Origin of the sequence: Micromonospora sp. WMMD956, assembly GCF_029626125.1 — a bacterium.
Taxonomy (GTDB): Bacteria; Actinomycetota; Actinomycetes; order Mycobacteriales; family Micromonosporaceae; genus Micromonospora; species Micromonospora carbonacea.
In genome coordinates this window covers 1,061,201-1,086,791 of the sequence record NZ_JARUBI010000005.1, presented here as the reverse complement: position 1 = coordinate 1,086,791, position 25,591 = coordinate 1,061,201, and the positions used below count along the sequence as shown (strand labels likewise).

The following is a 25,591-nucleotide window of genomic DNA, read 5'->3' as shown; positions in this document are numbered from 1 at the left end:
GCTCAACTGCTCCACAGCCCTGCGGGCTCGTCGGGTGCGTGCGGGTGCACGTGGTCGTGGTCGGGGTCGGCGTGGTGCCCGGCCGGTTCGGGGACCGCCCCGTCGTGCGCGATCCCGCCCTGGTGCACCACCACGGCGCGGCTGATCAGCGGGCGCAGCGGACCGAGCTCGTGGGCGACCAGCAGCACCGTCCCGCCGCCGTCGAGGAAGCCGCGCAGCGCCCCCGCGAACGCCTCCTGGCTGGCCGCGTCGACCCCGGCGGTCGGCTCGTCGAGGACCAGCAGCTCCGGCTCGCCGGCCAGCGCCCGGGCGATCAGGGTGCGCTGCTGCTGGCCGCCGGAGAGGGTGGCCACCGGGTCGCCGGCCCGGTCGGCCAGGCCCACCGACGCCAGCGCGGCGGCGACCGCCGCCCGGTCGGCCCGCCCCGGTGGGCGCAGCACGCCCCGGCGGGCCAGCCGGCCGGAGGCGACCACCTCGCGGACCGTGGCGGGGACCCCGCCGCCCGCGCCGAGCCGCTGCGGGACGTACCCGATGCGTTTCCACTGCCGGAACCGGCGCAGCGGGGTGCCGAACAGCGAGACGGACCCGGCGTGCAGCGGGACCAGCCCGAGCACCGCGCGGATCAGGGTGGACTTGCCGGAGCCGTTGGCGCCGAGGACGGCGACGACCTCGCCGGCGTCGACGGCGAGGGAGACGTCCCGCAGCACGGGGCGGCCGTCGTAGCCGACCACCCCGTGCGCGACGGTGATGACAGGTTCGGTCACGAGCAGCTCAACGCCGTCCTCAGGGTCTGCAGGTTGGTACGCATCACCGAAAGGTAGTCCTGCCCGCCGCCGTCGGCCGACAGCCCCTCCAGCGGGTCGAGCACCGCGGTCTGCGCGCCGACCTCGCGGGCGATGGTCTCGGCGACCTTCGGGCTGACCAGGGTCTCGAAGAAGATCGTGGTCGCGCCGTGCTCGCGGGCCTCCCCGGCCACCTCGGCGAGGCGCTGCGGGGAGGGCTCGGTCTCCGGGGTGAGCCCGGTGATGCCGACCTGTTCGAGCCGGTAGCGCTCGGCGAGGTAGCCGAACGCGGTGTGGCTGACCACGATCTCCCGCCGCTGGCAGGTCTTCAGCCCGGCGGCGAAGTCGGCGTCCAGCTTCTCCAGCTCGGCGCGCAGGGTCTTCGCCCGCGCGGTGTAGTCGGCGGCGCGCTCCGGGTCGGCCCTGCCGAGCCGCTCGGCGAGCTGGTCGGCGACGCCGGCGAGCCGGGTCGGGTCGAGCCACAGGTGCGGGTCCTTGCCGCCGCTGCCCTCCTCGTCGGCGTGCTCCTGCTGGCCCGCGCCCTCGCCCCCGTGGTCGTGGCCGCCGGCGCTCGCGGCCAGCAGCGGCTGCACCCCGGCCACGTCGAAGGCCCGGTCGCCGCCGCTCTGCGCGATCGCCTCGTCCACGGCGGGCTGGAAGCCCTTGAGGTAGACGATCAGCTCGGCCCGGTTGACCTCGCCGACCTGGCTCGGGGTGAGCTCCAGGTCGTGCGGCTCGGCGCCGGGCTTGGTCAGGTTCGTCACCCGGACCGCGTCGCCGCCGACCCGCTCGGCGACGAACTGGAGCGGGTAGAAGGCGGCGGCCACGTCGACCCGCTGCGGGTCGACGCCGGCCGTGCCGTCGTCGGCGCAGGCGGTGGCGGCACCGAGCGCGACCAGGGCGGTCGCGGCGGCCAGGACACGTACGGTGGGGCGGCGGAGCATCATGCCCCCAACTCTCCGCGATAACGAAATTGATTGTCAAAAACGCATGCTTGCATGCGAGCGGGTCTTCTGCTAATGCCGACTCTGCCACCCGGGCAGGGCGGCTCAGAGCAGCTTCGCCAGCGCCACGGCCACCAGCAGGGTGAGCATCACCAGCCGGATCACCCGGGTCGCCGGGGCCTGCACCGGCCAGGTGGTGACCAGCAGCGCCACCAGCGCGGCGGCGAGCGCCAGCAGCAGCGCCCCGCCGAGCGCCCCCGGCGCGAACAGCCCCACCAGCACCAGCACCAGGGCGACCAGGAAGACCGTCGTCGGGTTCGCCCGGGCCAGCCGGAGCGGCAGGGAGCGCTGCGTACGCTGCATCCCACAGACTCTACGAGGCTCACCCCCACCGGCCCTACGAGGAGGACCCGGGTGCTGGTCACCAACCGGTTCGTGGTCGACGAGGACGTCGCCCCCGCCTTCACCGAACGCGCGCACGCCGCCCTCGCCGCGCTCGCCGCCCGCCCCGGCTACCTGCGCGGGGAGCTGCTGCGGGCCCTCGACGACCCCCGCCACTGGTGCCTGGTCACCGAGTGGGAGTCCGTCGGGACGTACCGGCGGGCGCTCGGCGGCTTCGACGTGAAGGTGCACGCCACGCCGCTGCTGGCCGAGTCGCTGGACGAGCCGTCCGCGTACGAGACGCTGGCCGGCGCGGCCCCCGGCGGGGCCGTGGAGGTCAACCCCAGTGATCGGGCCGCTGATCCGCTGCGCTGAGCCGCCGGGCACTACCCTGCACCTATGACCGCACCCGGACCGTCCGGTCCACCCCCGTACCCCGTGGCGCCCGGGCCCGACGGCCCGCCGGCCCCCGGCGTGCCGCCGACGCCGTCGGAGCCGCAGGTCCCCGCGCCCCCGGCCGGCCCCGGGGTGGTCCCGCCGTTCGCCGCGCCCCCCACCGAGGGACGCCGCGCCCGCCTGTGGCTCGGCCTCGGCGCGGGGGCGCTCGCGGTGCTGATCTGCTGCGGCGGGGGCGGCACGGCCGTGGTGGGCCTCGCGGTCAGCAACGTGCAGGCCGTACGCGAGCAGGGCCGGTCGGTCACCGACGACTACTACCGGGGGCTGGCCGAGCGCAAGTACGACCAGTCGTACGACGCGCTCTGCGACGACGCGCAGCGGCGCGAGTCCCGCCAGGAGTTCGAGCGGCGGGTCGCCGCCGAGCCGCAGGTCGACTCGTACCGGGTGGGCGACGTCGACACGGTCAACCTCACCGTGCCGGTCTCGGTCACCTTCAGCGGCGGCGACCGGGGCGAGCAGGAGGTCACCCTCACCCCCGACGGGGAGACCGGCGCCATGGAGGTCTGCGGGGTGAGCTGACCACCGCCCCCGGTATTCTGCTGGGCCCGGGGTCCCCACGGCCGTACCGTGGGTCCCGAACCGACCGTTCCATCCACCGCGCGCCCCCGCCGACCGCCAGCCGGCGTAGGAGGAAACAACATGCCAGCCGACCGTATCGACGCCGTCGTCAGCCTCGCCAAGCGCCGGGGCTTCGTCTTCCCCTCCAGTGAGATCTACGGGGGCACCCGGTCGGCGTGGGACTACGGCCCGCTCGGCGTGGAGCTGAAGGAGAACGTCCGCCGGCAGTGGTGGCGGACCATGGTCCAGCAGCGCGACGACGTCGTCGGCCTGGACTCGGCGGTCATCCTGGCCCGCAAGGTCTGGGAGGCCAGCGGCCACATCGCCGAGTTCGTCGATCCGCTCACCGAGTGCCAGTCCTGCCACAAGCGGTTCCGCGCCGACCACCTGGAGGAGGCGTACGAGGCCAAGCACGGCAAGCCGCTGACCTCGCTGACGGAGCTGAACTGCCCCAACTGCGGCAACAAGGGCACCTTCACCGAGCCGAAGATGTTCAACGGCCTGATGAAGACCTACCTCGGCCCGGTGGAGAGCGACGAGGGCCTGCACTACCTGCGCCCCGAGACCGCCCAGGGCATCTTCGTCAACTACAAGAACGTCGAGACGGTCGCCCGCAAGAAGCCGCCGTTCGGCATCGCGCAGGCCGGCAAGTCGTTCCGCAACGAGATCACCCCGGGCAACTTCATCTTCCGCACCCGCGAGTTCGAGCAGATGGAGATGGAGTTCTTCGTCGAGCCGGGCACCGACGAGCAGTGGCACGAGTACTGGCTTCAGGAGCGCTGGAACTGGTACCTCGACCTCGGCCTGTCGGAGGAGAACCTGCGCTTCTACGAGCACCCCAAGGAAAAGCTCTCCCACTACTCGAAGCGCACCGTCGACATCGAGTACAAGTTCCAGTTCGGCGGCAGCGAGTTCGCCGAGCTGGAGGGCATCGCCAACCGCACCGACTTCGACCTGTCCACGCACAGCAAGCACTCCGGCGTCGACCTGTCGTACTTCGACCAGGGCAAGGGCGAGCGCTGGATCCCGTACGTGATCGAGCCGGCCGCCGGCCTCACCCGCGCGGTGCTGGCGTTCCTGCTGGAGGCGTACGACGAGGACGAGGCCCCGAACACCAAGGGCGGGGTGGACAAGCGCACCGTCATGCGCTTCGACCCGCGCCTGGCCCCGGTGAAGGTGGCCGTGCTGCCGCTGTCGCGCAACGAGGCGCTCTCGCCGAAGGCCAAGCAGCTCGCCGCCGACCTGCGCAAGCGCTGGGTGGTGGAGTTCGACGACTCGCAGGCCATCGGCCGCCGCTACCGCCGCCAGGACGAGATCGGCACCCCGTTCTGCGTGACCGTCGACTTCGACACCCTCGACGACAACGCGGTGACGGTGCGCAACCGGGACACCATGGCCCAGGAGCGCATCGGCCTGGACCAGGTGGAGCGCTACCTGATCGAGCGCCTCCCCGGCTGCTGACGGTGCAAGGAAGGGCCCCTTCTTAACGTTTCCGGTATAGAAGGGGCCCCTTCTCACCGCCCCTCCCTGGGGGACGGGGCGTCCGCCGGGGGCGGGGCCTCCGCGAGGGGTGGGGCGTCGGCGAGGGGTGGGGCGTCGGCGGGGCGGGGCGCCACGCGCACCCGGGTCGTCGCGCCGAGGCCGCGCCGCGACGCGTACGCGTCCTCCACCATGCGGCGCACGCGCTCCGGCTCCCGGCGGATCTGCGCCGGCGTGAAGTGCAGGATCAGCACCCCGTGCCGGCTCAGCTCGTTGTGCCGGTCCAGCGTCCGCGCCCAGTCGGCCGGGCTGAAGTGGAACTCCTGCGAGTCCACCTCCAGGGCCACCGCAGCGTCGGCCAGGTAGCCGTCCGGGGTCGGCAGCACAGCGCCGTCGCCGCTGACCAGGCGCGCGTTCCACCGGATCTGCGGCACCACCCGGCTGCCGGCGAGGCACTCCCGCAGCTCGGCCTCCGGCGCCGACCGGGTGCCGTCGACGACCTCCGCGAACGCCTTCCGGACCAGCGCGGTCCGGCTGCGCCTCGCCCGGCGGATCTCCTCGTCCAGCGCGGGCAGGTCGGCGTACCCCCGTTGCACCGCCTCGGCGACGATCGCGCGGACCGGCCGTAGCTCGCGCAGGTCGCGGGCCGCGTCGACCACGGCGCGGGCGGGCGAGCACACCGGGTAGAGCGCCGTCCGCCGGGCCCGCTCGTCGAGCGCCAGCGCCCGGGAGATCACCGCGTGCCCGGCCGACCGGCGTCGCGCGTGGTGCGGCACGATCAGGTGTACGTCGTCGCTGCGCGGGCTGTAGCGGAAGCCGTACCAGGTCAGGGCGGCCAGCCCGGTGAGCTGCGCCTGCCCGCCCGCGTAGAGGGCGGCGGAGATGCGCCGCTGCTCGTCGGTCAGCGCGCCGGTGAACAGGGCGTACGTCGCCGGGAGGACCCGCTGCCAGCGGCCCCGGCGGGCCTGCCGGTAGAGGTGCATGTCGTCGAAGCCGGCGGCGAGCAGTTGCGCCCGCGTGACGATCTGCTGCTGGCCCTGCGCGGCCCGGTCCAGCTCGGGTGAGAAGTCGGCCATGCCCCGCAGCATGGCCGCGCCGCCCCCGCACTGTCCCGCCCGAGGGCCCCGCCTGTGGACAACGACCGGCCCTGTGGACAAGCCCCGCCAGCCCGGCGGATGTGCTACGGGCGGTTGTTAACAGGGGTCCCCTGCTATGCAAAAGGCGTTAACAGGGGGCCCCTCCTTACACTTGGCGGGTGAGTGGGAGCGGAAGGCAGGGGAGCGGGCCGGGCGGCGGGCTGCGCATCGGGCGGCACGAGGTGTGGCCGCCGGTGGTGCTCGCCCCGATGGCCGGGATCACCAACGTCGGCTTCCGCCGGCTGTGCCGGGAGCAGGGCGGCGGCATCTACGTCTGCGAGATGATCACCACGGTCGCGTTGGTCGAGCGGAACCCGAAGACGCTGCGGATGATCGCCTTCGGCGACGACGAGCGCCCGCGCAGCCTCCAGCTCTACGGCACCGACCCGGAGATCACCGCCGCCGCCGTGCGGATCGTGGTGGAGAAGGACCTCGCCGACCACATCGACCTCAACTTCGGCTGCCCCGTCCCGAAGGTCACCCGCAAGGGCGGCGGGTCGGCCCTGCCCTGGCGACGCCGGCTCTTCGCCCGGCTGGTCAGGGCCGCCGTGGACGCCGCGTCGCCCGCCGGGGTGCCGGTCACCGTGAAGATGCGCAAGGGCATCGACGACGACCACCTGACGTACGTCGAGGCGGGGCTCGCCGCCCAGGACGCGGGCGTCGCGGCGGTGGCCCTGCACGGGCGTACGGCCGCGCAGCGCTATTCGGGCACCGCCGACTGGGACGCCATCGCCACCCTCAAGCAGGCGCTCGACGTGCCGGTGCTCGGCAACGGCGACATCTGGGAGGCCGACGACGCGCTGCGGATGGTGGCCCACACCGGCGTCGACGGGGTGGTGATCGGGCGCGGCTGCCTGGGCCGGCCGTGGCTGTTCGCCGACCTGGAGGCCGCGTTCGAGGGCCGGCCGGAGCGGCGGCTGCCCACCCTCGGCGAGGTGGCGGCGACCATGCGCCGGCACGCCGAGCTGCTGGTCGACCAGTTCACGGCGGGCGCGCGCAACCCGGCCCGGGGCGAGCGGGACGGCTGCACGGACTTCCGCAAGCACGTGGCCTGGTATCTCAAGGGCTTCCCGGTCGGCAGCGAGCTGCGCCGCGAGCTGGCGATGATCGAGAGCCTGGCCCAGCTCGACGACCTGCTCGGCAAGCTCGACCCGGCCGAGCCGTTCCCGGTGGCGACGCTGGGTCAGCCGCGCGGCCGGACGAACTCGCCCGGCAAGGTCTTCCTGCCCGACGGCTGGCTGGCCAGCCGGGACGACGACACGGTCCCGGAGGGCGCGGAGCTGGCCGACTCCGGCGGCTGACGGTTTGCAGGGGCCCCCTGTACAACAGAAAGCGTTAACAGGGGGCCCTTCCTTACGCCGAAGGGCCCGACCCCGGGACGGGGTCGGGCCCTTTCAGGTAGTGCGTCAGGAGGCGTAGCCGCGGCTGGCGATCCAGTGCGCCAGGGCGTCGACGTCGATGCGGTAGCTGGCCTGGTCCGGGTTGGCCGAGTCGGCGATCGTCACGGTCTTCCCGCCCTCGGAGTAGCCGACGACGCTGATGTAGTGGCCGCCCTCGAAGGAGTGGCTGACGCCGTCGGTGTCGGTGGCGGTGCCGGCGATGTTGGCCACCACGGCCCGGCCGTCGTCGACCGCGCGGACGATGTCGGCGCGCAGCTTCTCGACGTGCTTACCGTCTACCTTGTCGGCCGGGAGCTCCGTGCTGTGGTACGCCTTGCGGCCGGTCTCCTTGTTGAGCACGGGGGTGATGTCGTTGATGGAGTCGGTGCCGGCCTCGGTGGTGCCCATCTCCTTGGCCATGGTGTCCACGTCGATGTTCTTGCCCTGCACGCTCAGCGCGTTGCGCGCCGCCGCCGGGCCACAGTAGAAGAAGTTGGGCTGCGCCTCGTAGCGCACGTCCAGCTGACGCTCACCCGCCGGCCGACGCTCCGCCTGCACCGACGCGGCAACCCGCTCCGCAGGAGCGGCCTGCGCGGCCAGCGCCGGCCCGGCGATCCCACCGGCGGTCGCAGCGATTCCGGCAACGGTCAGAGCGGTACGACGAATCAGATCGGTACGCATAACGGCGACTCCTCTGCTCGGGGGAGAAGACACGGCACCGCGAAAGGGGGACACGCGCGGCGGCACCGCGAAGAAAAGTCCGGGGGAAGGACGACCCGGCGGCGGGGGCCTGCTCGGGCGTCCGGAGGGTGTAACGACCCCGACCCCACCGGCATTCCGGGGTTCCCGGCCCCGGCGTCCCGGCGCGCGGGGCGGAGGCGGGGCGGTTCAGGGGCCCGACCGGGCGGCGGAGCCCCGGTCGCATGCCAGATACAACGCCCCCACCCCCACCCCGATTCCGCCGTCGCGGTGACCCGGGCCACGGGACGCGACGGCGCGAACCGGGCATCCTGCGGGTCAGGGCCCTGCCCGGGTGGCTGGCCGGCTCCGCGACGCGACACGCCGAGGCGGTTCCGCCGCAGCCGGCCACCAACCGCCGAGACCCGCCGGGTCGGGGCGGGCCGGTCGGCGTCAGGGCAGGTCGGCCGTGGGGGCGGTCGGCTGCGACGCCGGACGAGGGCTGGGTAGGCCGGTGGGGCCAGTGGTCGGCCAGGGGATCTCCGGGGCGGGGTGGAAGGTGATGCCGGCGGTGTGCCAGCGGGGGCCGTGCCCGGCGAGGCGACGGCGGAAGGACGCCCAGTCGTGGGTGTGCCGGGGCGACCAGCCCAGCTCGGCGAGGGCGGGCAGCCGGGGCAGCAGCATGAACTCGATCTCGGCCAGCGAGGTCACCGACTCGGTCCAGAGCGGGGCCTCCACGCCGAGCACCGCGTCCGCCGGCACCCCGGCCAGGTGCGTCCCCGGATCCCACCCGTACGCCCGTTCCACGTCGACGAGGCCCGCCCAGTCGTGCCCGATCGGGGTGTCCGGGGCGTACTTCATGTCCAAGTATGCGTGGTTTCCGGGGGAGAGGATCACCCGCGCGCCGCGCCGGACCGCCTCGGCCGTCGCGGGGTCGTCGCCCGTGGTGCCCCACCACTGGAGGACCCGCCCGTCGGCGTGCCCGGCCGGGGCGATCTGGTGCCAGCCGACCACGGTCTTGCCGGTGCCGGCGACGATGCCCTGCGCCCGCTCGACGAAGCGGGCGTACGCGTCGGCCGGGACCTTGAACGCCTCGTCCCCGCCGATGTGCAGCCACGGCCCGGGGGTGAGCGCGGCGACCTCGCCGAGCACATCGGCGACGAAGGCGTACGTGCGCTCGTCGTCCGGGTCGAGATAGCTGAAGCCGACCTCGGTGCCCGTGTACGGCGGCGGCGCGACCCCGTCCGGCGCGAGCTGCGGATACGCGGTCAGCGCCGCGTTGGTGTGGCCGGGCAGGTCGATCTCCGGGACGACGGTGACGTGCCGGCGGGCGGCGTAGGAGACGATGCGCCGGTAGTCGGCCCGGGAGTATGCCCCGCCGGGGCCGCCGCCGACCTGGGTCGCCCCGCCGACGGTGGCCAGCCCCGGCCAGCCGTCGACGGCGATCCGCCAGCCCTGGTCGTCGGTGAGGTGCAGGTGCAGGTGGTTGAGCTTGTACCGGGCCAGGTGGTCGATCACCCGCAGCACGTCGGCGACGCCGAAGAAGTGCCGCGCCACGTCGAGCATCGCGCCCCGGTAGGGGAACCGGGGCCGGTCGACGATCACCCCGCCGGGCACCGCCCACCGGGCGGCCACGGGGGTGGGGCTCTCGATCGCGGGCGGCAGGAGCTGACGCAGGGTCTGCACGCCGTGCAGGAGGCCGGCCGGGGTGGCGGCGGTGATGCGTACCGCGTCGGGGGTCACGTCGAGCCGGTAGCCCTCCGCGCCGAGCTCGGCGACCGGGCCCGGGGTGGCGGGCCCGGCGACCGAGCCGTCGCCGGGCGCGGCGGAGAGCTGGAGGGCCAGGCCCTCGGCGGGCGGCGCGGCGTCGGTCACCGGGAGCGGGTAGCCGGTGGCGGGCCGCAGCAGGTCGGCGAGCTGCTCGGCGACGTCCCGGGCGGCCGGGTCGGGGCTGACCCGGACGGCCGCGTCGGCGGGGAGCGTGAAGTCGGCGGCCGGGTCGGGCTCGACCCGTTCCGGGGCGGGGACCACGTCGCCCAGCCCGACGGGGGCCGGCGGCGCGAGCCGGTCGGCGGCTGCGCGGGCGGCGGCGCGGGCCAGGTCGGCGGCGGCCGGCTCGTGGCCGGTCGGGTCGACAGCCGGGCCGGTCGGGTCGAGCGGGCGGCGGCCGGGCTCGGCGGGGCGGGGCGCGGTGGGCGGCACGGTGCGGACTCCGGGGGTGTATTCGCGAGGGATATGGCAAAGGTGAAGTTCGGCAGAACCGGTGCGCTCAAGAGTACGAGGGGACCCGAGAATTGCGTGATCGTGCGCGTGGAAACGTTCCCAACAACCGGTACGGACGCGGATAGTCGTGACGGTTGTGCCGATTGTCACCAAGTAGCCCCAGGTCACGCGATGTTCGCTTAGCCTTCGCCCACCGATCGGCGACGACACCGGATTAGCGGTGGTCGGCCCTGGGGTATCGGAAAACTGAACCTTCGTTAAGTGTCAGTCCGGCGCGCGTGGGAGGCTCTGGTGACATCGCAAGAGACGGTCGATCACAAGTACGTCTACGACTTCGCCGAGGGCAACAGGGACCTCAAGGACCTGCTCGGCGGCAAGGGGGCCAACCTCGCCGAGATGACGAACCTCGGCCTGCCGGTGCCGCCCGGCTTCACCATCACCACCGAGGCCTGCCAGGCGTACCTCGCCACCGGACGGGAGCCGGACGGGCTCGCCGGCCAGATCGAGGCGCACCTGGAGTCGCTGGAGCGGGGGATGGGCCGCCGCCTCGGCGACCCGCACGACCCGCTGCTGGTCTCCGTGCGCTCCGGGGCGAAGTTCTCCATGCCGGGCATGATGGAGACCGTCCTCAACGTCGGCCTCAACGACCGCAGCGTCGTCGGGCTCGCCGCCCAGGCGGGCGGCAACGAACGGTTCGCCTGGGACTCCTACCGCCGGCTGATCCAGATGTTCGGCAAGACCGTCTGCGAGGTGCCGGGCGAGGAGTTCGAGCACGCGCTCGACGAGGCCAAGCGCGCCCGGGGCACCACCAGCGACCTCGACCTGGACGCCGACGACCTGCGGGGGCTGGTCGACGCGTACAAGAAGATCTTCCTCAAGCACACCGGGCGCGACTTCCCGCAGGAGCCCCGCGAGCAGCTCGACCTGGCCATCCGCGCGGTCTTCGAGTCGTGGAACGCCGAGCGCGCGGTGCTCTACCGCCGGCAGGAGCGCATCCCCGCCGACCTCGGCACCGCCGTCAACGTGGTGGCCATGGTCTTCGGCAACCTCGGCCCGGACTCCGGCACCGGCGTCGCCTTCACCCGCGACCCGGCCAGCGGCGCGCAGGGCATCTACGGCGACTACCTGGCCAACGCCCAGGGCGAGGACGTCGTCGCCGGCATCCGCAACACCGTGCCGTTGCAGGACCTGGAGCGCCTCGACAAGCGGTCCTACGACGAGCTGCTCGACATCATGGCCCGGCTGGAGGGGCACTACCGGGACCTGTGCGACATCGAGTTCACCATCGAACGCGGCAAGCTCTGGATGCTCCAGACCCGGGTCGGCAAGCGCACCGCCGCGGCGGCGTTCGTCATCGCCGGCCAGCTCGTCGACGAGGGCCTGATCGACCTCGACGAGGCGCTGCACCGGGTCAACGGCGCGCAGCTCGCCCAGCTCATGTTCCCCCGGTTCCAGCTCGACCACGACTTCGAGCCGGTCGCCAGGGGCGTCGGGGCGTCGCCGGGCGCGGCGTCCGGCAAGGTGGTCTTCACCTCCGCCCGCGCCGTCGAGCTGGCCGCCGAGGGCGAGGCGGTGATCCTGGTCCGCCGGGAGACCAACCCCGACGACCTCAACGGCATGATCGCCGCGAGGGGCATCCTCACCTCGCGCGGCGGCAAGACCAGCCACGCCGCCGTGGTCGCCCGGGGCATGGGCAAGACCTGCGTCTCCGGTGCCGACGAGATCGACGTCAACGTGCCCGCGAAGCGGTTCACCGTCGCCGGGCAGACCGTGCACGAGGGCGACGTCGTCTCGATCGACGGCACCACCGGCAAGGTCTACCTCGGCGAGGTGCCGGTCACGCCGTCGGAGGTGGTGCGCTACTTCGAGGGCACGCTCGACCCGCACGAGGCCGACGACGCGCTGGTCAAGGCCGTGCACCGGATCATGACGCACGCCGACGCGGCCCGCCGGCTGGCGGTGCGCGCGAACGCCGACACCGGCACGGACGCCGCCCGGGCCCGCCGCTTCGGCGCGCAGGGCATCGGGCTGTGCCGCACCGAGCACATGTTCCTCGGCGACCGGCGCGAGCTGGTCGAGCGGCTGATCCTGGCCCGCACCGACACCGAACGCGCCGACGCCCTCGCCGCGCTGCTGCCGTTGCAGCGCGACGACTTCGTGGAGATCTTCCGCGAGATGGACGGCCTGCCGGTCACGGTGCGGCTGATCGACCCGCCGCTGCACGAGTTCCTGCCCCCGCTGGAACAGCTCGCGGTCGACGTCGCCGTCGCCCAGGAACGCGGCGAGGACGTGGCGAAGGAGGAGGCGCTGCTCGCCGCCGTCCGGCGGATGCACGAGGAGAACCCGATGCTGGGCCTGCGCGGGGTGCGGCTCGGCCTGGTCATCCCCGGCCTGTTCGCCATGCAGGTGCGGGCGATCGCCGAGGCCGCCGTGCGGGTCACCCGCGACGGCGGGTCGGCCTGCCCGGAGATCATGGTTCCGCTGGTCGGGGCGGTGCAGGAGCTGGAGACGGTGCGCGCCGAGGCCGAGAAGATCATCGCCGAGGTGGTCGGGGACAGCGGCGTCGAGGTGCTGATCGGCACGATGATCGAGGTGCCCCGGGCGGCGCTGACCGCCGGCCAGATCGCCGAGGCGGCGCAGTTCTTCTCCTTCGGCACCAACGACCTGACCCAGATGGGCTGGGGCTTCTCCCGCGACGACGTGGAGGGGGCCTTCTTCTGGCGCTACCTGGAGCTGGGCATCTTCGGCATCTCGCCGTTCGAGTCGATCGACCGTGACGGCGTGGGCCGGCTGGTGCGGATCGCCGCCGAGGAGGGCCGGGCCGCCCGGCCGGGGCTGAAGCTCGGCGTCTGCGGCGAGCACGGCGGCGACCCGGAGTCCGTCCACTTCTTCCACTCCGTCGGTCTGGACTACGTCTCCTGCTCGCCGTTCCGGGTGCCGGTGGCCCGCCTGGAGGCCGGTCGCGCGGCGGTCGAGACGGTCGGCTCCGACAGCCGCTGAACCGTCGGCCAGGCGCCGGCCCCGGTGGGGAAGCCGCACGCATCCCACGCCGGGGCCGGCGGGCTCAGATCGGCGGACGCCGCCAGCCGGTCGCGCGGGGCGCGTTCGGCGTGCGCCCCGGCAGCGTCGCCATCGGGGTCCGCATGGCCAGCGGCGCGCGCGGGTCGGGCGCGGGCATGCTGACGGGCGCGCTGCGCTCCTGGTCGAAGGCCGAGCCGGTCCGGGCGGCCACCTCGCGGGCCTCCCGGTGCAGGGCCTCCAGGTCGGTGCGGGCCCCGGTGACCAGGGTCAGCAGGGCGTGCCGGCCGGCCGGGTAGGTCACCACGCAGCCCCGGGCGGTGAACACGACCGACTCCTGGAACTCGCCGTGCCGGACCGTGTCGGCGACCCGGTGGCCGAGGCCGAAGCTGGCCGCGGCCAGGGCCGCCAGGTGGGTGGCGTCGGTCGTCGGCAGGTCGCTGGAGATGAGCAGGCCGTCGGTGCCGGCGAGCACGCCCCCGGCGACCTCCGGCCGGCGCTGGCGTAGCCCTCGGAGTTCCGTTTCCAGCACCGTGTCAGCGTCCACGAGCGTCACTTCCCGTCGTCCGATTCATCAGGTTCGGATCTGATTCAGGTGGGCGGATCATCGGTAACGTTCTGCTCTGGGAACGCTACCGGTCGCCATGGTGGACCGCGACCCGTCACGGTCGGCAATTAGCCGACAACTCTCGACTGATCGGCTGTTGCGCGTCGCCGGGCGGGGACTCGTCGCGCGTCGCCGGGGGGCGGGGAGCCGACGCAGCGCCACCGGCGGTCGCCGGGCGTAGCCTGGTGGCTCTCGCGAACGATGTCGTAGCGCCGGTGGAGGGTGGACCGCATGACCAGCGCCCGGGACGCGGGCTCCGCCGGCGACGCGGGCGGCTCCGACTGCTCCGCCGGCCACCCGGGCGGCTCCGACCAGCACCGCCGGGGCGGCTGCGGCGGCGCGCGGTGGGTCGACGAGCCGGCGAAGGACACCGGCGCCGGCCGCTCGCCGTACGAGCGGGACCGGGCGCGCGTGCTGCACTCGGCCGCGTTCCGCCGGCTCGCCGCGAAGACCCAGGTGCACACCGCCGGCACCGACGACTTCCTGCGCACCCGGCTCACCCACTCGCTGGAGGTGGCGCAGATCGCCCGCGAGATGGGCGCCCGGCTGGGCTGCGACCCCGACGTGGTGGACACCGCCGGGCTGGCCCACGACCTCGGCCACCCGCCGTTCGGGCACAACGGCGAGGCCGCCCTCGACCAGCTCGCCGCCGCGTGCGGCGGCTTCGAGGGCAACGCGCAGACGCTGCGGGTGCTCACCCGGCTGGAGGCCAAGGTGCTCGCCCCGGGCGGCGGGTCCGCCGGGCTCAACCTGACCCGGGCGTCGCTCGACGCCACCACGAAGTACCCGTGGCCGCGCCGGCCGGCGGGCGGCAAGTTCGGGGTGTACGCCGACGACCGGCCGGTCTTCGACTGGCTGCGCGCCGGCGCGCCGGCCGGGGGGCGGCGCTGCCTGGAGGCGCAGGTGATGGACTGGGCCGACGACGTGGCGTACTCGGTGCACGACGTCGAGGACGGCGTCCACGGCGGGTACGTGGGCCTCGGCCCGCTGCTGGCCGACCCCGACGAGCGGGCCGCGCTCTGCGCCGACGTGGCGGCCACCTACTCCGGGGAGTCCCCGGCGGACCTGGCCGCCGTGCTGGTCGAGCTGCTCGCCGACCCGGTGCTCGCCCCCCTCGCCGGCTACGACGGCAGCCACCGGGCCCAGGCCGCGCTGAAGGCGACTACCAGCGTGCTCACCGGCCGGTTCGTCTCGACGGTGGTGGCCGCCACCCGGGAGCGCTGCGGGCCCGGCCCGCTGCGCCGCTACGCGGCCGACCTGGTGGTGCCGCGCCGGGTCCGGGCCGAGTGCGCGCTGCTCAAGGGCCTGGCGCTGCGCTACGTGATGCGCCGCCCCGGTGCCCGGCACCGCTACGAGCGGCAGCGGGAGGTCCTCACCGAGCTGGTCACCACCCTGACCCGGCGGGCCCCCGAGGCGCTGGACCCGGTCTTCGCCCCGCTGTGGCGCGACGCCCCGGACGACGCCGCCCGGCTGCGCGTGGTGATCGACCAGGTCGCCTCGCTCACCGACCCGGCCGCCGTCGCCTGGCACGAGCGGCTGCGCGTCGGCTGAACGCCGGGGCCGGGTGCGGGCGGGCCGCCGACCCGGCCGGTGGGCGACCTGGCGAGCTTAGGCTAGCCTAAGCCGCATGACGGAGCGCCCGAAGAAGGTCACCACCGCGCGGGTCCTGCGGACCTGGCGGCCCACCCCGCACGTGATCCGGCTGGTGCTCGGCGGGGAGGAGCTGACCGGCCTCCCGGTGGGCGAGCACACCGACCACTACGTGAAGCTCGTCTTCCCGCCGGACGGGGTGACCTATCCGGAGCCGGTCGACCTCGCGGCGATCCGCCGCCTGCCCGCCGACCAGTGGCCGCGGCTGCGCGCGTACACGGTGCGAGCCTTCGACGCGGCGGCCAACGAGCTGACCATCGACGTGGTGCACCACGGCGACGAGGGGGTGGCCGGCCCCTGGGCGGCCCGGCTGCGGCCCGGCGACCCGGTGCGGTTCGTCGGCCCCGGCGGGGCGTACGCGCCGAGCCCCGACGCCGACTGGCACCTGCTGGTGGGCGACGAGAGCGCGCTGCCGGCGATCGCCGCCGCCCTGGAACGGCTCCCGGCGGACGCGCCGGCGCGGGTCTTCCTGGAGGTGGCCGACGCCGCCGAGGAGCAGCCGCTGCCCAGCAAGGGCGACGTCGAGCTGACCTGGCTGCACCGGGGCGACCGGCCGGTCGGCGAGGCGCTGGTGGCGGCGGTGCGGGCGCTGGACTTCCCGCCCGGCACCGTGCACGCCTTCGTGCACGGCGAGGCGAACTTCGTCCGCGAGCTGCGCCGGCTGCTGCGCGTCGAGCGCGGCGTGCCCCGCGAGTGGCTGTCGATCTCCGGCTACTGGCGGCGGGGGATGGACGACGAGGGCTGGCGCTCGACCAAGCCCGACTGGAACCGGCAGGTCGAGGCCGACGAGGCCACCACGCCCGCCTGACGCGGTGATCCGGGGCGGCGCGGGACGCGCCCGCCCGCCGTCCCCCCGACGCCGCGCGGGTCACCCCGGCAGGGCAGGATGTAGGGCCGAGGGGGGTGGCGAATGGCTGGGCGGATCCGCGACGAGGACATCGCGCTGGTCCGGGAGCGCACCTCGATCGCCGAGGTCATCTCGGACACCGTGACGCTCCGGTCGGCGGGCGGCGGCAACCTCAAGGGGCTGTGCCCGTTCCACGACGAGAAGAGTCCGTCGTTCAACGTCTCGCCCGCCCGCAACGTCTGGTACTGCTTCGGCTGCGGGGCCGGCGGCGACGCGATCAAGTTCCTGATGGACGCCGACCACCTCAGCTTCGTCGAGTCCGTCGAGCGGCTCGCGGCCCGCGCCGGCATCCAGCTGCGGTACGTCGAGAACGACCAGTCCGCCCCGCGCGCCGCCCGCCCCCAGCAGGGGCAACGGCAGCGCCTGGTGGCCGCGCACGCCGCCGCCGTCGAGTTCTACCAGGCGCAGCTCGGCACGGCCGGGGCCCGACCGGCCCGGGAGTTCCTCGCCCAGCGGGGCTTCGACCGGGCCGCCGCCCAGCGCTACGCCTGCGGCTTCGCCCCGGACGCCTGGGACCTGCTCACCAAGCACCTGCGGCAGCAGGGCTTCACCCACGACGAGCTGGTCACGGCCGGGCTGTCCCGCCCGTCGCGCTCCGGCACCCTGATCGACCGGTTCCGTCGCCGGCTGATGTGGCCGATCCGCGACATCACCGGCGACCCGATCGGGTTCGGCGCCCGCAAGCTGTTCGACGACGACGACGGCCCGAAATACCTGAACACCCCCGAGACGCCGATCTACAAGAAGTCGCACGTCCTCTACGGCATCGACCAGGCCAAGCGGGAGATCGCCAAGCAGGGCAAGGTGGTCGTCGTCGAGGGCTACACCGACGTGATGGCCTGCCACCTGGCCGACGTCCCGACGGCGGTGGCGACCTGCGGCACGGCGTTCGGCGCGGACCACATCTCGGTGCTGCGCCGGCTGCTGCTGGACACCGACGACGTGGCCGGCGAGATCATCTTCACCTTCGACGGCGACGCCGCCGGGCAGAAGGCGGCGCTGCGCGCGTTCGACGACGACCAGCGCTTCGTCGGGCGCACCTTCATCGCGGTCAGCCCCGACAACATGGACCCGTGCGACCTGCGCCTGGCAAAGGGCGACCTGGCCGTGCGCGACCTGGTCGCCCGCCGCGAGCCGCTTGTCGACTTCGCGCTGCGCCACGTGATCAACCGGTACGACCTGGACACCGTCGACGGCCGGGTGGAGGCGATGCGCCGGGCCGCGCCGATCGTCGCGAAGATCAAGGACCGGGAGAAGCGCCCCGAGTACGTCCGCAAGCTCGCCGGCGACCTCGGCATGGAGATCGAGCCGGTGCAGCGGGCCGTGCTCGCCGCCGCCTCCGGCCAGCCCGCCGGCGGCGCGGCGGCGGCACCGGCGCGCGCCGCCCGGCCCGCGCCCGCCACGGACAGCCCGATGTCGCTGGTCGAGCGGGAGGCGCTGAAGCTCGCCCTCCAGGAGCCGGTGCTGGCCGGGCCGATGTTCGACGCGGTCGAGGCGGCGGAATACCACCACCCGGTGCACGTGGCCGTGCGGGAGGCGATCGCGGCGGCCGGCGGGGCCGCCGCCGCCACGCAGGGCGCGGTCTGGGTCGAGGCGGTCCGCGACGCCTGCGCCGACCTCGCCGCCCAGGCCCTCGTGGGCGAGCTGGCCGTGGAGCCGCTGCGCATCGACGGGGAGCCCGACCCCCGGTACGTCTCGGTGACCATCGCCCGGTTGCAGTGGGGCTCGGTGACCGGCCGGATCCGGGATCTCAAGTCGAAGATCCAGCGGGTCAACCCGGTCAGCAACAAGGACGAGTACTTCGCGCTGTTCGGGGAGCTGCTGTCGTTGGAGCAGCACGCGCGGGCGCTGCGCGAGCAGGCCGCGGGAGGGCTGTGATGGGGCTGTTGCGCCGTAAGCCGAAGCTGCCTCCGGCGGCGCGTCCGCCGCTGTCCGACGCCGAGCGGGTGCTGGCCTGGGCCGCCGCCGGACCGGGCACGGGCGGTGCCGAGGGCGGTGGCGGTGGCGTGCTGGTCGCCACCAACCTGGGGCTCTGGCTGCCGGGGCGGGACGCCCGGTTGGGCTGGCACGACGTCCTCAAGGCCGTCTGGTCGGGGCGGGAGCTGACCGTCACCCCGGCCGAGCGGGTCGCCGAGCGCGCCGGGTACGTGGTGGTGGCCGACGGCCCGGCCGAGACGTACCTGCTGCTCGCGCCGGCCGAGCTGCCGCACCAGGTGCGGGCGCGGGTGACGCGCTCGGTGGCGTACACCCAGCACCACCCGGTGCCCGGCGGCGCGGGCCGGATCGCCGCCCGCCGCGTGCCCGGGGTGGATGGTCTGACCTGGACGGTGCGCTACGACCCGGGGACCCCGACCGACGACGAGCCGGTGGTCGCGGAGACCGACCGCCTGGTCGCCGCCGCCCGCGCCGCCACGGCCCCCACCGACCTCTAGGGGCCGGCGACGCCTGCCCGGCAGGTCACGCAGCGCCACCCGGCGGCCGGGAGCCGCCCCTGGTTCCCGGCCCTTTGCTCTGCACCCACCGACGCGTCGGGTCACGCAGCGCTACCCGACATCCGCGGGCCCGCCCGCCGCGATGTCGTAGCTGCCCTGTTCGGTCGGGCGCTGCGTGCGTGGGTGCAGAGCAAAGGGAACACGGCCTGTTGTGCCAGTTCGACAGGCCGCCACGCAGCGTGAGTTTCCGCCGTGACCCGCCCCAGCGGGTCCGTCTTCACGCACGGTGACGCGGGCGCTGGCGAGCGGGGTCCCGGCCGTCCGTTGTCCGCATCTCCCTCGACTTTTCTAGATCGACTACTTGCTTTTGTTCGAACGGACGAAAGTTGTGGTCGGATTGGCCGAAGCTCTGGACAGTGGCCGCAGAACGCTTCTACTGTGTCGCACACAACACGTCGCGATTTCGTCGATGTGAACGACTCCGATGCGGAGGTGAGTTGCCGGTGCGAACGGTGGAGCCCCTGCACCTGCGGCTGTTGCGGTTGCTCCGCGACGAGGGAGCCGTGTCCCGGGCGGAGCTGGGCGACCGGCTGGAGATGGCGCGCCCCCGGCTGCTCGCCGAGCTGGAGCGGTTGGTGGACCTCGGCTACGTCGCCGAGGCCGGCCTCGCGGCGTCGCGGGGCGGACGCCGGTCGACCCTGGTCGAGCTCAACCCGCAGCTGCGCTTCGCGGCGGTGGACCTCGGCGCGAGTTCGATCGACGTCGAGGTGGTCAACGGCCGGCTGGAGCCGATCGCCGCGTACGCGGAGCCGGCCGACATCCGCAACGGTCCGAAGGTGACCCTCCAGCGGGTGAACGAGCTGCTGCACAAGTTCCGGGTCGACGGGGCGTACGAGCGGCTGCACGCCGTGGGCATCGGCGTCCCCGGGCCCGTGAGCTTCCGCGACGGGGTGCCGGTCTCGCCGCCGATCATGCCGGGCTGGGACCGCTTCCCCGTCCGCGAGCTGCTGACCCGCGAGCACGGCTGCCCCGCGGTGGTCGACAACGACGTCAACATCATGGCGATCGGCGAGCGGCACGGCGGCGTCGCCCACTCGGTGGACGACTTCCTGTTCGTCAAGATCGGCACCGGTATCGGGTGCGGGATCTACCTCAGCGGCGAGGTCTACCGGGGCACCGACGGCTGCGCCGGGGACATCGGCCACATTCAGGTCGACACGCACGGGCCGACGTGCTCCTGCGGCAACGCCGGCTGCCTGGAGGCGCTGTTCAGCGGGGCCGCCCTGGCCCGCGACGCGAACGCCGCCGCGCGCAACGGCTCCTCGCCGGCGCTGGCCGAGCGACTGTCCACCCGGGGCGCCGTCACGGCGGAGGACGTCGCCGAGGGCGCCATCGAGGGCGACGTGGTCTGCATCCAGCTCATCCGCGACGGCGGCCGGCGGGTCGGCGGCGTGCTGGCCGGGCTGGTCAGCTTCACCAACCCGTCGATGATCGTGATCGGCGGTGGGCTGGCCAGGCTGGGCCACATCCTGCTCGCCGAGATCCGCAGCGTGGTCTACCGCCGGTCGCTGCCGCTGGCCACCGGCAACCTGCCGGTCGTCCTGTCCGAGCTGGGCGCGCGCGCCGGGGTGGCCGGCGCCGCCGTGCTCGCCAGCGATGTGGCCTTCGGGGAGGCGTCATGAGCCAGGACGACAACGCGGCCCCGCTGGTCGAGGCCCCCGCCGACACCGTCGCGGGCGAGGTGGTGCTGCGGCTGACCGACGTGGTGAAGACCTTCCCCGGCGTACGGGCGCTGGGCGGGGTGCAGCTCGAGGTGCGGGCCGGCGAGGTGCACTGCCTGCTCGGCCAGAACGGCGCGGGCAAGTCCACCCTGATCAAGGTCCTCGCCGGGGTGCACCGCCCCGACTCGGGCCAGGTGCAGTGGCGGGGCCAGCCGGTCGAGTTCGCCAACCCGCAGGCCGCCATGCGCGCCGGCATCGCCACGATCTACCAGGAGCTCGACCTGGTCGACGACCTGTCGGTCGCCGAGAACGCGTTCCTCGGCCACGAGCCGCGCCGGGGCGGTTTCGTCCGCCGCGGCCACATGGCCCGCCGGACCCGGGAGATCCTGGGCCGGCTCGGCCACGGCGAGATCCCGCCGGGCCGGATGGTGCGGGCGCTGCCGGCGGCCGGCAAGCAGATCGTCAGCATGGCCCGGGCGCTCTCCCACGAGGCCCGACTGATCATCATGGACGAGCCGAGCGCGGTGCTGGCCCACGACGAGGTGGGCAACCTGTTCCGGATCATCCGTGAGCTGACCGCGCAGGGCATCGCCGTCATCTACATCTCCCACCGCATGGAGGAGATCCGCGAGATCGGCGACCGGGTGACCGTACTCAAGGACGGCCGGACCACGGCGGCGAACCTGCCGGCGCGCGACACCCCGACCAGCGAGCTGGTCGCGAAGATGACGGGCCGCAACATCGAGTACGTCTTCCCGGACCGTCCCGCCGACACCGGCGCCGGCGCGGAGCTGCTCCAGGTCGACGGGCTGACCCGGGCCGGGGAGTTCGCCGATGTGTCGCTGCGCGTGCGGGCCGGCGAGATCCTCGGCATCGCGGGGCTGGTCGGCTCCGGCCGCTCCGAGCTGCTGGAGACCATCTACGGCGCCCGCCGCGCGGATGCCGGCACGGTCCGGATGGGCGGGCGCGCGTTGCGCCCCGGCAGCGTCGGCGCGGCGGTGCGGGCCGGCATGGGGATGGCCCCCGAGGAGCGCAAGAGCCAGGCGCTGCTGCTCGGTGAGCCGATCTTCCGCAACGTCACGCTGGCCACGTTCGGCCGGTTCGCCCGCCTCGGCTTCACCGACGCCGGGCGGGAGCGGGCCGAGGCGGAGGGGGTCGCGGACTCCCTGGAGCTGCGTCCCCGCGACGTGCGCCGGCCGGTGCGGACCCTGTCCGGCGGCAACCAGCAGAAGGTCGTGGTCGGGCGGTGGCTGCTCGGCGGCACGAAGCTGCTGCTGCTCGACGAGCCCACCCGGGGCGTCGACGTGGGCGCCCGGGCGGAGCTGTACCAGGTGATCCGGGGGCTGGCCGCCCAGGGCGTCGGGGTGCTGCTGGTCTCCAGCGAGGTGCCCGAGGTGCTCGGCCTGGCCGATCGGGTGCTGGTGATGCGCGAAGGCCGGATGGTGCGCGAGGCACCCGCCGGCGAACTGGACGAAGACACGGTGCTCGACCTCGTCATGGCGGGGTCGCTGATGGAAGGCGCACCAGCATGACCGATAGCACACCCACCGCCACCCCGGAGCGGCCGGCGGAGCTGCCGGCCCAGTCCCCGCCCGTGGACCCCGCCGCGACGGCGGCGGCCGCCAAGAGCCCCGGTCATCACGGGGCCGCCCCGGCCGCCGGCCGGCTCTCCTTCTGGCGCGGCGACAGCGGCGAGGGCGCCCGGCGCAACCTCGGCCTGATCGGCGTCCTCGTCGTGCTGGTCGTGATCGGCATCGCCACCCGCCCCGACCTGTACGGCAACTCGAGCTGGGTGTGGGACAACATCCTCACCATCCTCAAGCTCGCGTCCGTGGTCGGCGTGGTCACCGTCGGCATGACGTTTGTGATCATCGGCGGCGGCATCGACCTGTCGGTCGGCGCGATCGTGGCGCTGGCCGGGGTGTGGGCCACCACGCTGGCCACCCAGAGCTACGGCGCGGGCGGCATGATCTTCACGGCGCTCGCCGTCGGGCTGGGCGTCGGCCTGGTCAACGGCCTGCTCGTCTCCTACGGGAAGCTGGTGCCGTTCATCGCCACCCTGGCCATGATGGTGGCCGCCCGGGGCCTGGCGGCGGAGATCTCCGACAAGCAGACCCAGGTGTCGAGCAACAGCGTGATCAACGGGATCGCCAGCACCAGCCCGCTCGGCATCCCCCTGCTGGTCTACATCCTCGCCGCCGTGGTGATCGCCGGCTGGGTGCTGCTCAACCGGACGACGTTCGGCCGGCGCACCGTCGCCGTCGGCGGCAACCCGGAGGCGGCCCGGCTCGCCGGCATCAACGTGCGGCGGCACACCGTGCTGCTCTACGCGCTGTCCGGTCTCTGCTGCGGCATCGCCGCGATCATGCTGACCGCGCAGGCCAACTCCGCCCAGGCGGCGATGGCGAACCTCTACGAGCTGGACGCGATCGCCGCCGCGATCATCGGCGGCACGCTGCTCAGCGGCGGGCGGGGGACCATCGTCGGCTCCCTGCTCGGGGTGATCATCTTCTCCACCATCACCAACCTCTTCGCCATCAACGGCCTCTCCACCGAGGCCCAGAACATGGTCAAGGGCGGGATCATCGTGGCCGCCGTCCTGATCCAGCAGTTCCAGTTCCGCAGCTTCACCCAGTTCCTCGGCCGCAACCGCCTCACCACCACCTGATCCGCCCGAGGCACCCGAGCACCACCCGCACCACCACCCGAGGCACCACACCGCCCAGCACATCCGGCGACCGTCGCACCGACGGTGGCTCGGCGCACCACACCCTTCTTCCGCCCACCACCCTCTTCCAGGAGGTCGTCATGACCCAGCACAGTCGGGACCTGTCCCGTCGGCGGCTGCTGTTCGGCGGGGCCGCGCTCGGCGCGGGCGCGCTGCTCACCGCGTGCACCAGCAACGAGGCGGCGCCCACGGCGGCGCAGACCAAGGTGGCCGAGGCCGCCTCAGGCGGCAACAGCACCCCGGGCAAGCAGGTGACCATCGGCTTCTCCGCCCCGGCCGCCGACCACGGCTGGATCGCCGCCATCACCAACAACGCCAAGGCGCAGGCCGGCGCGTACTCCGACGTCAAGTTCACGTCGGTCGAGGCCGGCGCGGACGCGGCGGCCCAGCGCGCGGCGCTGTCCACCCTGGTCGCCCAGAAGCCGGACGTCATCGTGCTGCTGCCGCACGACGGCAAGGAGCTCAACGCCTTCGGCCTGGAGGCCATGAAGGCCGGCATCCCCGTGGTCAACCTGGACCGGGCCTTCCCCGACGCCCGGGCCTACCGGCTCCAGATCAAGGGCGACAACTACGGCATGGGGGTGGCCGCGGCCACCTTCATCATCGACCAGCTCAAGGCCAAGGGCGTCAGCAACCCGATCATCGGCGAGATCCCCGGCATCGACTCGCTGGAGCTGACCCAGGAGCGCTCGAAGGGCTTCGCGGACACGCTCGCCGCGAGCGGCTTCAAGGTGGCCAACCGGCGGCCGGCGGAGTTCACGGCGGACTCCGGCCAGCAGGCCGCGACCGGCCTGTTCCAGGCGCTGCCGAAGATCGACGCGGTCTGGAACCACGACGACGACCAGGGCATCGGGGTGCTCGCCGCCGTCAACCAGGCCAACCGCAAGGAGTTCTTCATGGTCGGCGGCGCCGGCTCGAAGAAGGCGATGGAGGACATCCAGGCCGACAACACGGTCCTGAAGGCCACCGTCACCTACAGCCCGTCGATGGCGTCCTCCGCGATCTCGCTCGCCCGGCTCATCGGCCAGGGCAAGGGCATGTCCGACCTGGTGGAGCTCCAGGTGCCCAAGGAGATCGTGCTGGCGTCCGAGACGATCACCAAGGAGAACGCGAGCAACTACCTCAAGCTCGGGTTCTGACACACGGGGGGAGACCCACCTTGTCCACTCACCACAGTCAACTGCGGGTCGGGATGGTCGGCTACGCGTTCATGGGCGCCGCGCACTCACAGGCGTGGCGCACCGTGAACCGGGTGTACGACCTGCCGGCGCAGGTGCGGATGTCGTTGGTCTGCGGCCGGGACACCGGCAAGGTGGCCGAGGCCGCCGACCGGCTCGGCTGGGACGGGTACACCACGGACTGGCGTAACCTCGTCGAGTCCGACGAGATCGACGTGGTCGACATCTGCACACCGGGGGACAGCCACGCCGAGATCGCGCTGGCCGCGCTGGCCGCCGGCAAGCACGTGCTCTGCGAGAAGCCGCTGGCCAATACGGTCGCCGAGGCCCGCGAGATGGCCGCCGCGGCGGTCGCCGCGCAGGCGTCGGGGGTCCGGTCCATGTGCGGCTTCACCTACCGCCGGGTCCCGGCGGTCACCCTGATGCGGCAGATGATCGCCGACGGAAGACTCGGCACCATCCGCCACGTCCGGGCGGCGTACCTCCAGGACTGGATCGTCGACCCGCAGTTCCCGCTGGTCTGGCGGTTGCAGAGGGACAAGGCGGGCTCCGGCGCGCTGGGTGACATCGGTGCGCACATCATCGACATGACCCAGTACGTCACGGGCCAGCGGATCACGGGGGTCAGCGCGATCACCGAGACGTTCGTCAAGCAGCGTCCGTTGCCGGCGGAGTACAGCGGCCTGGCCGCGCAGGCCGCCGGCGACGGCGCGGCCGACGGTCCGGGCCCGGAGACGGGACCGGTCACCGTGGACGACGCGGCGGTCTTCGTGGCCCGGCTCGCCGACGGCGCGCTGGCCACGTACGAGGCGAGCCGCTTCGCCACCGGCCGCAAGAACGCGCTGCGGATCGAGATCAACGGTTCGCTGGGCACCCTGGTCTTCGACCTGGAACGCCTCAACGAGCTGGAGTTCTACGACGCGACGCGGCCCGCCGCCGAGCAGGGCTTCACCCGGATCCTGGTGACCGAGGCCGAGCACCCGTACATGTCGGCGTGGTGGCCGCCGGGCCACATCATCGGCTACGAGCACAGCTTCACCCACCAGGCGCGCGACCTCGTCGAGGCGATCGCCACCGGCGTCGACCCCGCGCCGTCGTTCGTCGACGGATTGCAGGTCCAGCTCGTGCTGGACGCGGTGACCCGCTCGGCGGAGCAGGGCTCCAGCTGGACCGACGTGGAGCCGGCGTTGGAGGCGGTCGCCGCCTGACCGGACGGCGGCGCGGCCCGCGGGCCGCACCGCCCGACCAGAGGCTTTCCGGACCGGCCGGCGAGGGACCCGCCGCGGTTGCGCCCCGCGGCGGGGACGGGGTCGGCTCCGGAGGGCGTGCGTCGG

The 25,591-nt window shown here is 73.8% G+C and carries 21 protein-coding genes; 14 read left to right on the top strand and 7 right to left on the bottom strand.

Annotation, left to right across the window (positions count from 1 at the left end; translation table 11 throughout):
- Window positions 1-2: 2 nt before the first annotated feature.
- From O7628_RS04990 to O7628_RS04980, 3 genes are all read right to left on the bottom strand, one after another.
- Entirely contained in the window at window positions 3-764 is a 762-nt protein-coding gene (locus tag O7628_RS04990) for an ABC transporter ATP-binding protein (RefSeq protein WP_278128703.1), read from the bottom strand.
- Window positions 761-1,729, bottom strand: coding sequence for a metal ABC transporter substrate-binding protein (locus tag O7628_RS04985; protein WP_278128701.1), 969 nt, complete (start codon window positions 1,727-1,729; stop codon window positions 761-763). The genes O7628_RS04990 and O7628_RS04985 overlap by 4 nt, the downstream gene beginning before the upstream one ends.
- Window positions 1,730-1,831: 102 nt before the next feature.
- Window positions 1,832-2,206: a DUF6703 family protein gene (locus O7628_RS04980; RefSeq protein ID WP_347405147.1), complete on the bottom strand. Its 375-nt coding sequence runs from the start codon at window positions 2,204-2,206 to the stop codon at window positions 1,832-1,834.
- On the opposite strand from O7628_RS04980, the gene O7628_RS04975 reads away from it, so the two are divergent.
- The 3 genes from O7628_RS04975 to O7628_RS04965 all read left to right on the top strand — a co-directional run bounded on the left by O7628_RS04975 (window position 2,141) and on the right by O7628_RS04965 (window position 4,582).
- Window positions 2,141-2,482 carry an antibiotic biosynthesis monooxygenase family protein gene (locus O7628_RS04975; protein ID WP_074474604.1) on the top strand — a complete coding sequence of 114 codons (342 nt, stop codon included), beginning with the start codon at window positions 2,141-2,143 and terminating at the stop codon, window positions 2,480-2,482. The two genes, O7628_RS04980 and O7628_RS04975, sit on opposite strands and share 66 nt — an antisense overlap.
- 24 nt (window positions 2,483-2,506) lie before the next feature.
- Window positions 2,507-3,082, top strand: coding sequence for a hypothetical protein (locus tag O7628_RS04970; RefSeq protein ID WP_218107339.1), 576 nt, complete (start codon window positions 2,507-2,509; stop codon window positions 3,080-3,082).
- A gap of 120 nt (window positions 3,083-3,202) precedes the next feature.
- Entirely contained in the window at window positions 3,203-4,582 is a 1,380-nt protein-coding gene (locus O7628_RS04965) for a glycine--tRNA ligase (RefSeq protein ID WP_278128697.1), read from the top strand.
- Between the two features lie 53 nt (window positions 4,583-4,635).
- Here the strand turns inward: O7628_RS04965 and O7628_RS04960 are convergent, their stop codons facing one another.
- Entirely contained in the window at window positions 4,636-5,676 is a 1,041-nt protein-coding gene (locus tag O7628_RS04960; protein WP_278128696.1) for a type IV toxin-antitoxin system AbiEi family antitoxin domain-containing protein, read from the bottom strand.
- Window positions 5,677-5,897: 221 nt separating this feature from the next.
- Here O7628_RS04960 and dusB point away from each other — a divergent pair, with 221 nt between their 5' ends.
- Window positions 5,898-7,037 carry a tRNA dihydrouridine synthase DusB gene (gene dusB / locus O7628_RS04955; RefSeq protein WP_278136215.1) on the top strand — a complete coding sequence of 380 codons (1,140 nt, stop codon included), beginning with the start codon at window positions 5,898-5,900 and terminating at the stop codon, window positions 7,035-7,037.
- A gap of 105 nt (window positions 7,038-7,142) precedes the next feature.
- Here the strand turns inward: dusB and O7628_RS04950 are convergent, their stop codons facing one another.
- Window positions 7,143-7,796, bottom strand: coding sequence for a C39 family peptidase (locus tag O7628_RS04950; RefSeq protein ID WP_278128695.1), 654 nt, complete (start codon window positions 7,794-7,796; stop codon window positions 7,143-7,145).
- 450 nt (window positions 7,797-8,246) lie between these two features.
- A complete protein-coding gene (locus tag O7628_RS04945) occupies window positions 8,247-9,995 on the bottom strand; it encodes a beta-N-acetylhexosaminidase (RefSeq protein ID WP_278128693.1) in 1,749 nt (582 codons plus the stop codon).
- A gap of 312 nt (window positions 9,996-10,307) precedes the next feature.
- Between O7628_RS04945 and ppdK the strand changes: the two genes are divergently transcribed.
- Entirely contained in the window at window positions 10,308-13,016 is a 2,709-nt protein-coding gene (gene ppdK / locus O7628_RS04940) for a pyruvate, phosphate dikinase (RefSeq protein WP_278128691.1), read from the top strand.
- A gap of 64 nt (window positions 13,017-13,080) precedes the next feature.
- Here the strand turns inward: ppdK and O7628_RS04935 are convergent, their stop codons facing one another.
- Entirely contained in the window at window positions 13,081-13,581 is a 501-nt protein-coding gene (locus O7628_RS04935; RefSeq protein WP_074474930.1) for a roadblock/LC7 domain-containing protein, read from the bottom strand.
- 291 nt (window positions 13,582-13,872) lie between these two features.
- On the opposite strand from O7628_RS04935, the gene O7628_RS04930 reads away from it, so the two are divergent.
- The 9 genes from O7628_RS04930 (at window position 13,873) to O7628_RS04890 (ending at window position 25,465) form a co-directional block, all read left to right on the top strand.
- The gene (locus O7628_RS04930) at window positions 13,873-15,192 is read left to right on the top strand and encodes a deoxyguanosinetriphosphate triphosphohydrolase (RefSeq protein ID WP_278128688.1); all 1,320 of its coding nucleotides are present in this window, start codon (window positions 13,873-13,875) and stop codon (window positions 15,190-15,192) included.
- A 76-nt stretch (window positions 15,193-15,268) separates the two neighbouring features.
- Window positions 15,269-16,099 (top strand): siderophore-interacting protein, encoded by an 831-nt coding sequence (locus O7628_RS04925; protein ID WP_278128686.1) that lies wholly within the window; start codon window positions 15,269-15,271, stop codon window positions 16,097-16,099.
- Window positions 16,100-16,201: 102 nt separating this feature from the next.
- Entirely contained in the window at window positions 16,202-18,076 is a 1,875-nt protein-coding gene (dnaG, locus tag O7628_RS04920; RefSeq protein ID WP_278128684.1) for a DNA primase, read from the top strand.
- Window positions 18,076-18,630 carry a hypothetical protein gene (locus O7628_RS04915; protein ID WP_278128682.1) on the top strand — a complete coding sequence of 185 codons (555 nt, stop codon included), beginning with the start codon at window positions 18,076-18,078 and terminating at the stop codon, window positions 18,628-18,630. Before dnaG ends, O7628_RS04915 begins: the two co-directional genes overlap by 1 nt.
- A gap of 503 nt (window positions 18,631-19,133) precedes the next feature.
- A complete protein-coding gene (locus O7628_RS04910) occupies window positions 19,134-20,312 on the top strand; it encodes an ROK family protein (protein WP_278128680.1) in 1,179 nt (392 codons plus the stop codon).
- Window positions 20,309-21,883: a sugar ABC transporter ATP-binding protein gene (locus O7628_RS04905; protein ID WP_074474615.1), complete on the top strand. Its 1,575-nt coding sequence runs from the start codon at window positions 20,309-20,311 to the stop codon at window positions 21,881-21,883. The genes O7628_RS04910 and O7628_RS04905 overlap by 4 nt, the downstream gene beginning before the upstream one ends.
- Complete coding sequence (locus O7628_RS04900) at window positions 21,880-23,019, top strand: ABC transporter permease (RefSeq protein ID WP_278128677.1); 1,140 nt, start codon at window positions 21,880-21,882, stop codon at window positions 23,017-23,019. The genes O7628_RS04905 and O7628_RS04900 overlap by 4 nt, the downstream gene beginning before the upstream one ends.
- Before the next feature lie 140 nt (window positions 23,020-23,159).
- Window positions 23,160-24,218, top strand: coding sequence for a substrate-binding domain-containing protein (locus O7628_RS04895; RefSeq protein WP_278128676.1), 1,059 nt, complete (start codon window positions 23,160-23,162; stop codon window positions 24,216-24,218).
- Window positions 24,219-24,238: 20 nt separating this feature from the next.
- Window positions 24,239-25,465, top strand: a complete 1,227-nt coding sequence (locus tag O7628_RS04890) for a Gfo/Idh/MocA family oxidoreductase (protein WP_278128673.1) — start codon at window positions 24,239-24,241, stop codon at window positions 25,463-25,465.
- Window positions 25,466-25,591 lie beyond the last annotated feature (126 nt).

What these genes read in the sequence shown, in the direction of transcription:
- O7628_RS04985 (WP_278128701.1), bottom strand. Translation starts at nt 1,729, where the DNA reads ATGATGCTCCGCCGCCCCACCGTACGTGTCCTGGCCGCCGCGACCGCC.
- O7628_RS04970 (WP_218107339.1), top strand. Translation starts at nt 2,507, where the DNA reads ATGACCGCACCCGGACCGTCCGGTCCACCCCCGTACCCCGTGGCGCCC.
- O7628_RS04965 (WP_278128697.1), top strand. Translation starts at nt 3,203, where the DNA reads ATGCCAGCCGACCGTATCGACGCCGTCGTCAGCCTCGCCAAGCGCCGG.
- O7628_RS04960 (WP_278128696.1), bottom strand. Translation starts at nt 5,676, where the DNA reads ATGGCCGACTTCTCACCCGAGCTGGACCGGGCCGCGCAGGGCCAGCAG.
- O7628_RS04950 (WP_278128695.1), bottom strand. Translation starts at nt 7,796, where the DNA reads ATGCGTACCGATCTGATTCGTCGTACCGCTCTGACCGTTGCCGGAATC.
- O7628_RS04930 (WP_278128688.1), top strand. Translation starts at nt 13,873, where the DNA reads ATGACCAGCGCCCGGGACGCGGGCTCCGCCGGCGACGCGGGCGGCTCC.
- O7628_RS04925 (WP_278128686.1), top strand. Translation starts at nt 15,269, where the DNA reads ATGACGGAGCGCCCGAAGAAGGTCACCACCGCGCGGGTCCTGCGGACC.
- dnaG (WP_278128684.1), top strand. Translation starts at nt 16,202, where the DNA reads ATGGCTGGGCGGATCCGCGACGAGGACATCGCGCTGGTCCGGGAGCGC.
- O7628_RS04915 (WP_278128682.1), top strand. Translation starts at nt 18,076, where the DNA reads ATGGGGCTGTTGCGCCGTAAGCCGAAGCTGCCTCCGGCGGCGCGTCCG.
- O7628_RS04905 (WP_074474615.1), top strand. Translation starts at nt 20,309, where the DNA reads ATGAGCCAGGACGACAACGCGGCCCCGCTGGTCGAGGCCCCCGCCGAC.
- O7628_RS04900 (WP_278128677.1), top strand. Translation starts at nt 21,880, where the DNA reads ATGACCGATAGCACACCCACCGCCACCCCGGAGCGGCCGGCGGAGCTG.
- O7628_RS04895 (WP_278128676.1), top strand. Translation starts at nt 23,160, where the DNA reads ATGACCCAGCACAGTCGGGACCTGTCCCGTCGGCGGCTGCTGTTCGGC.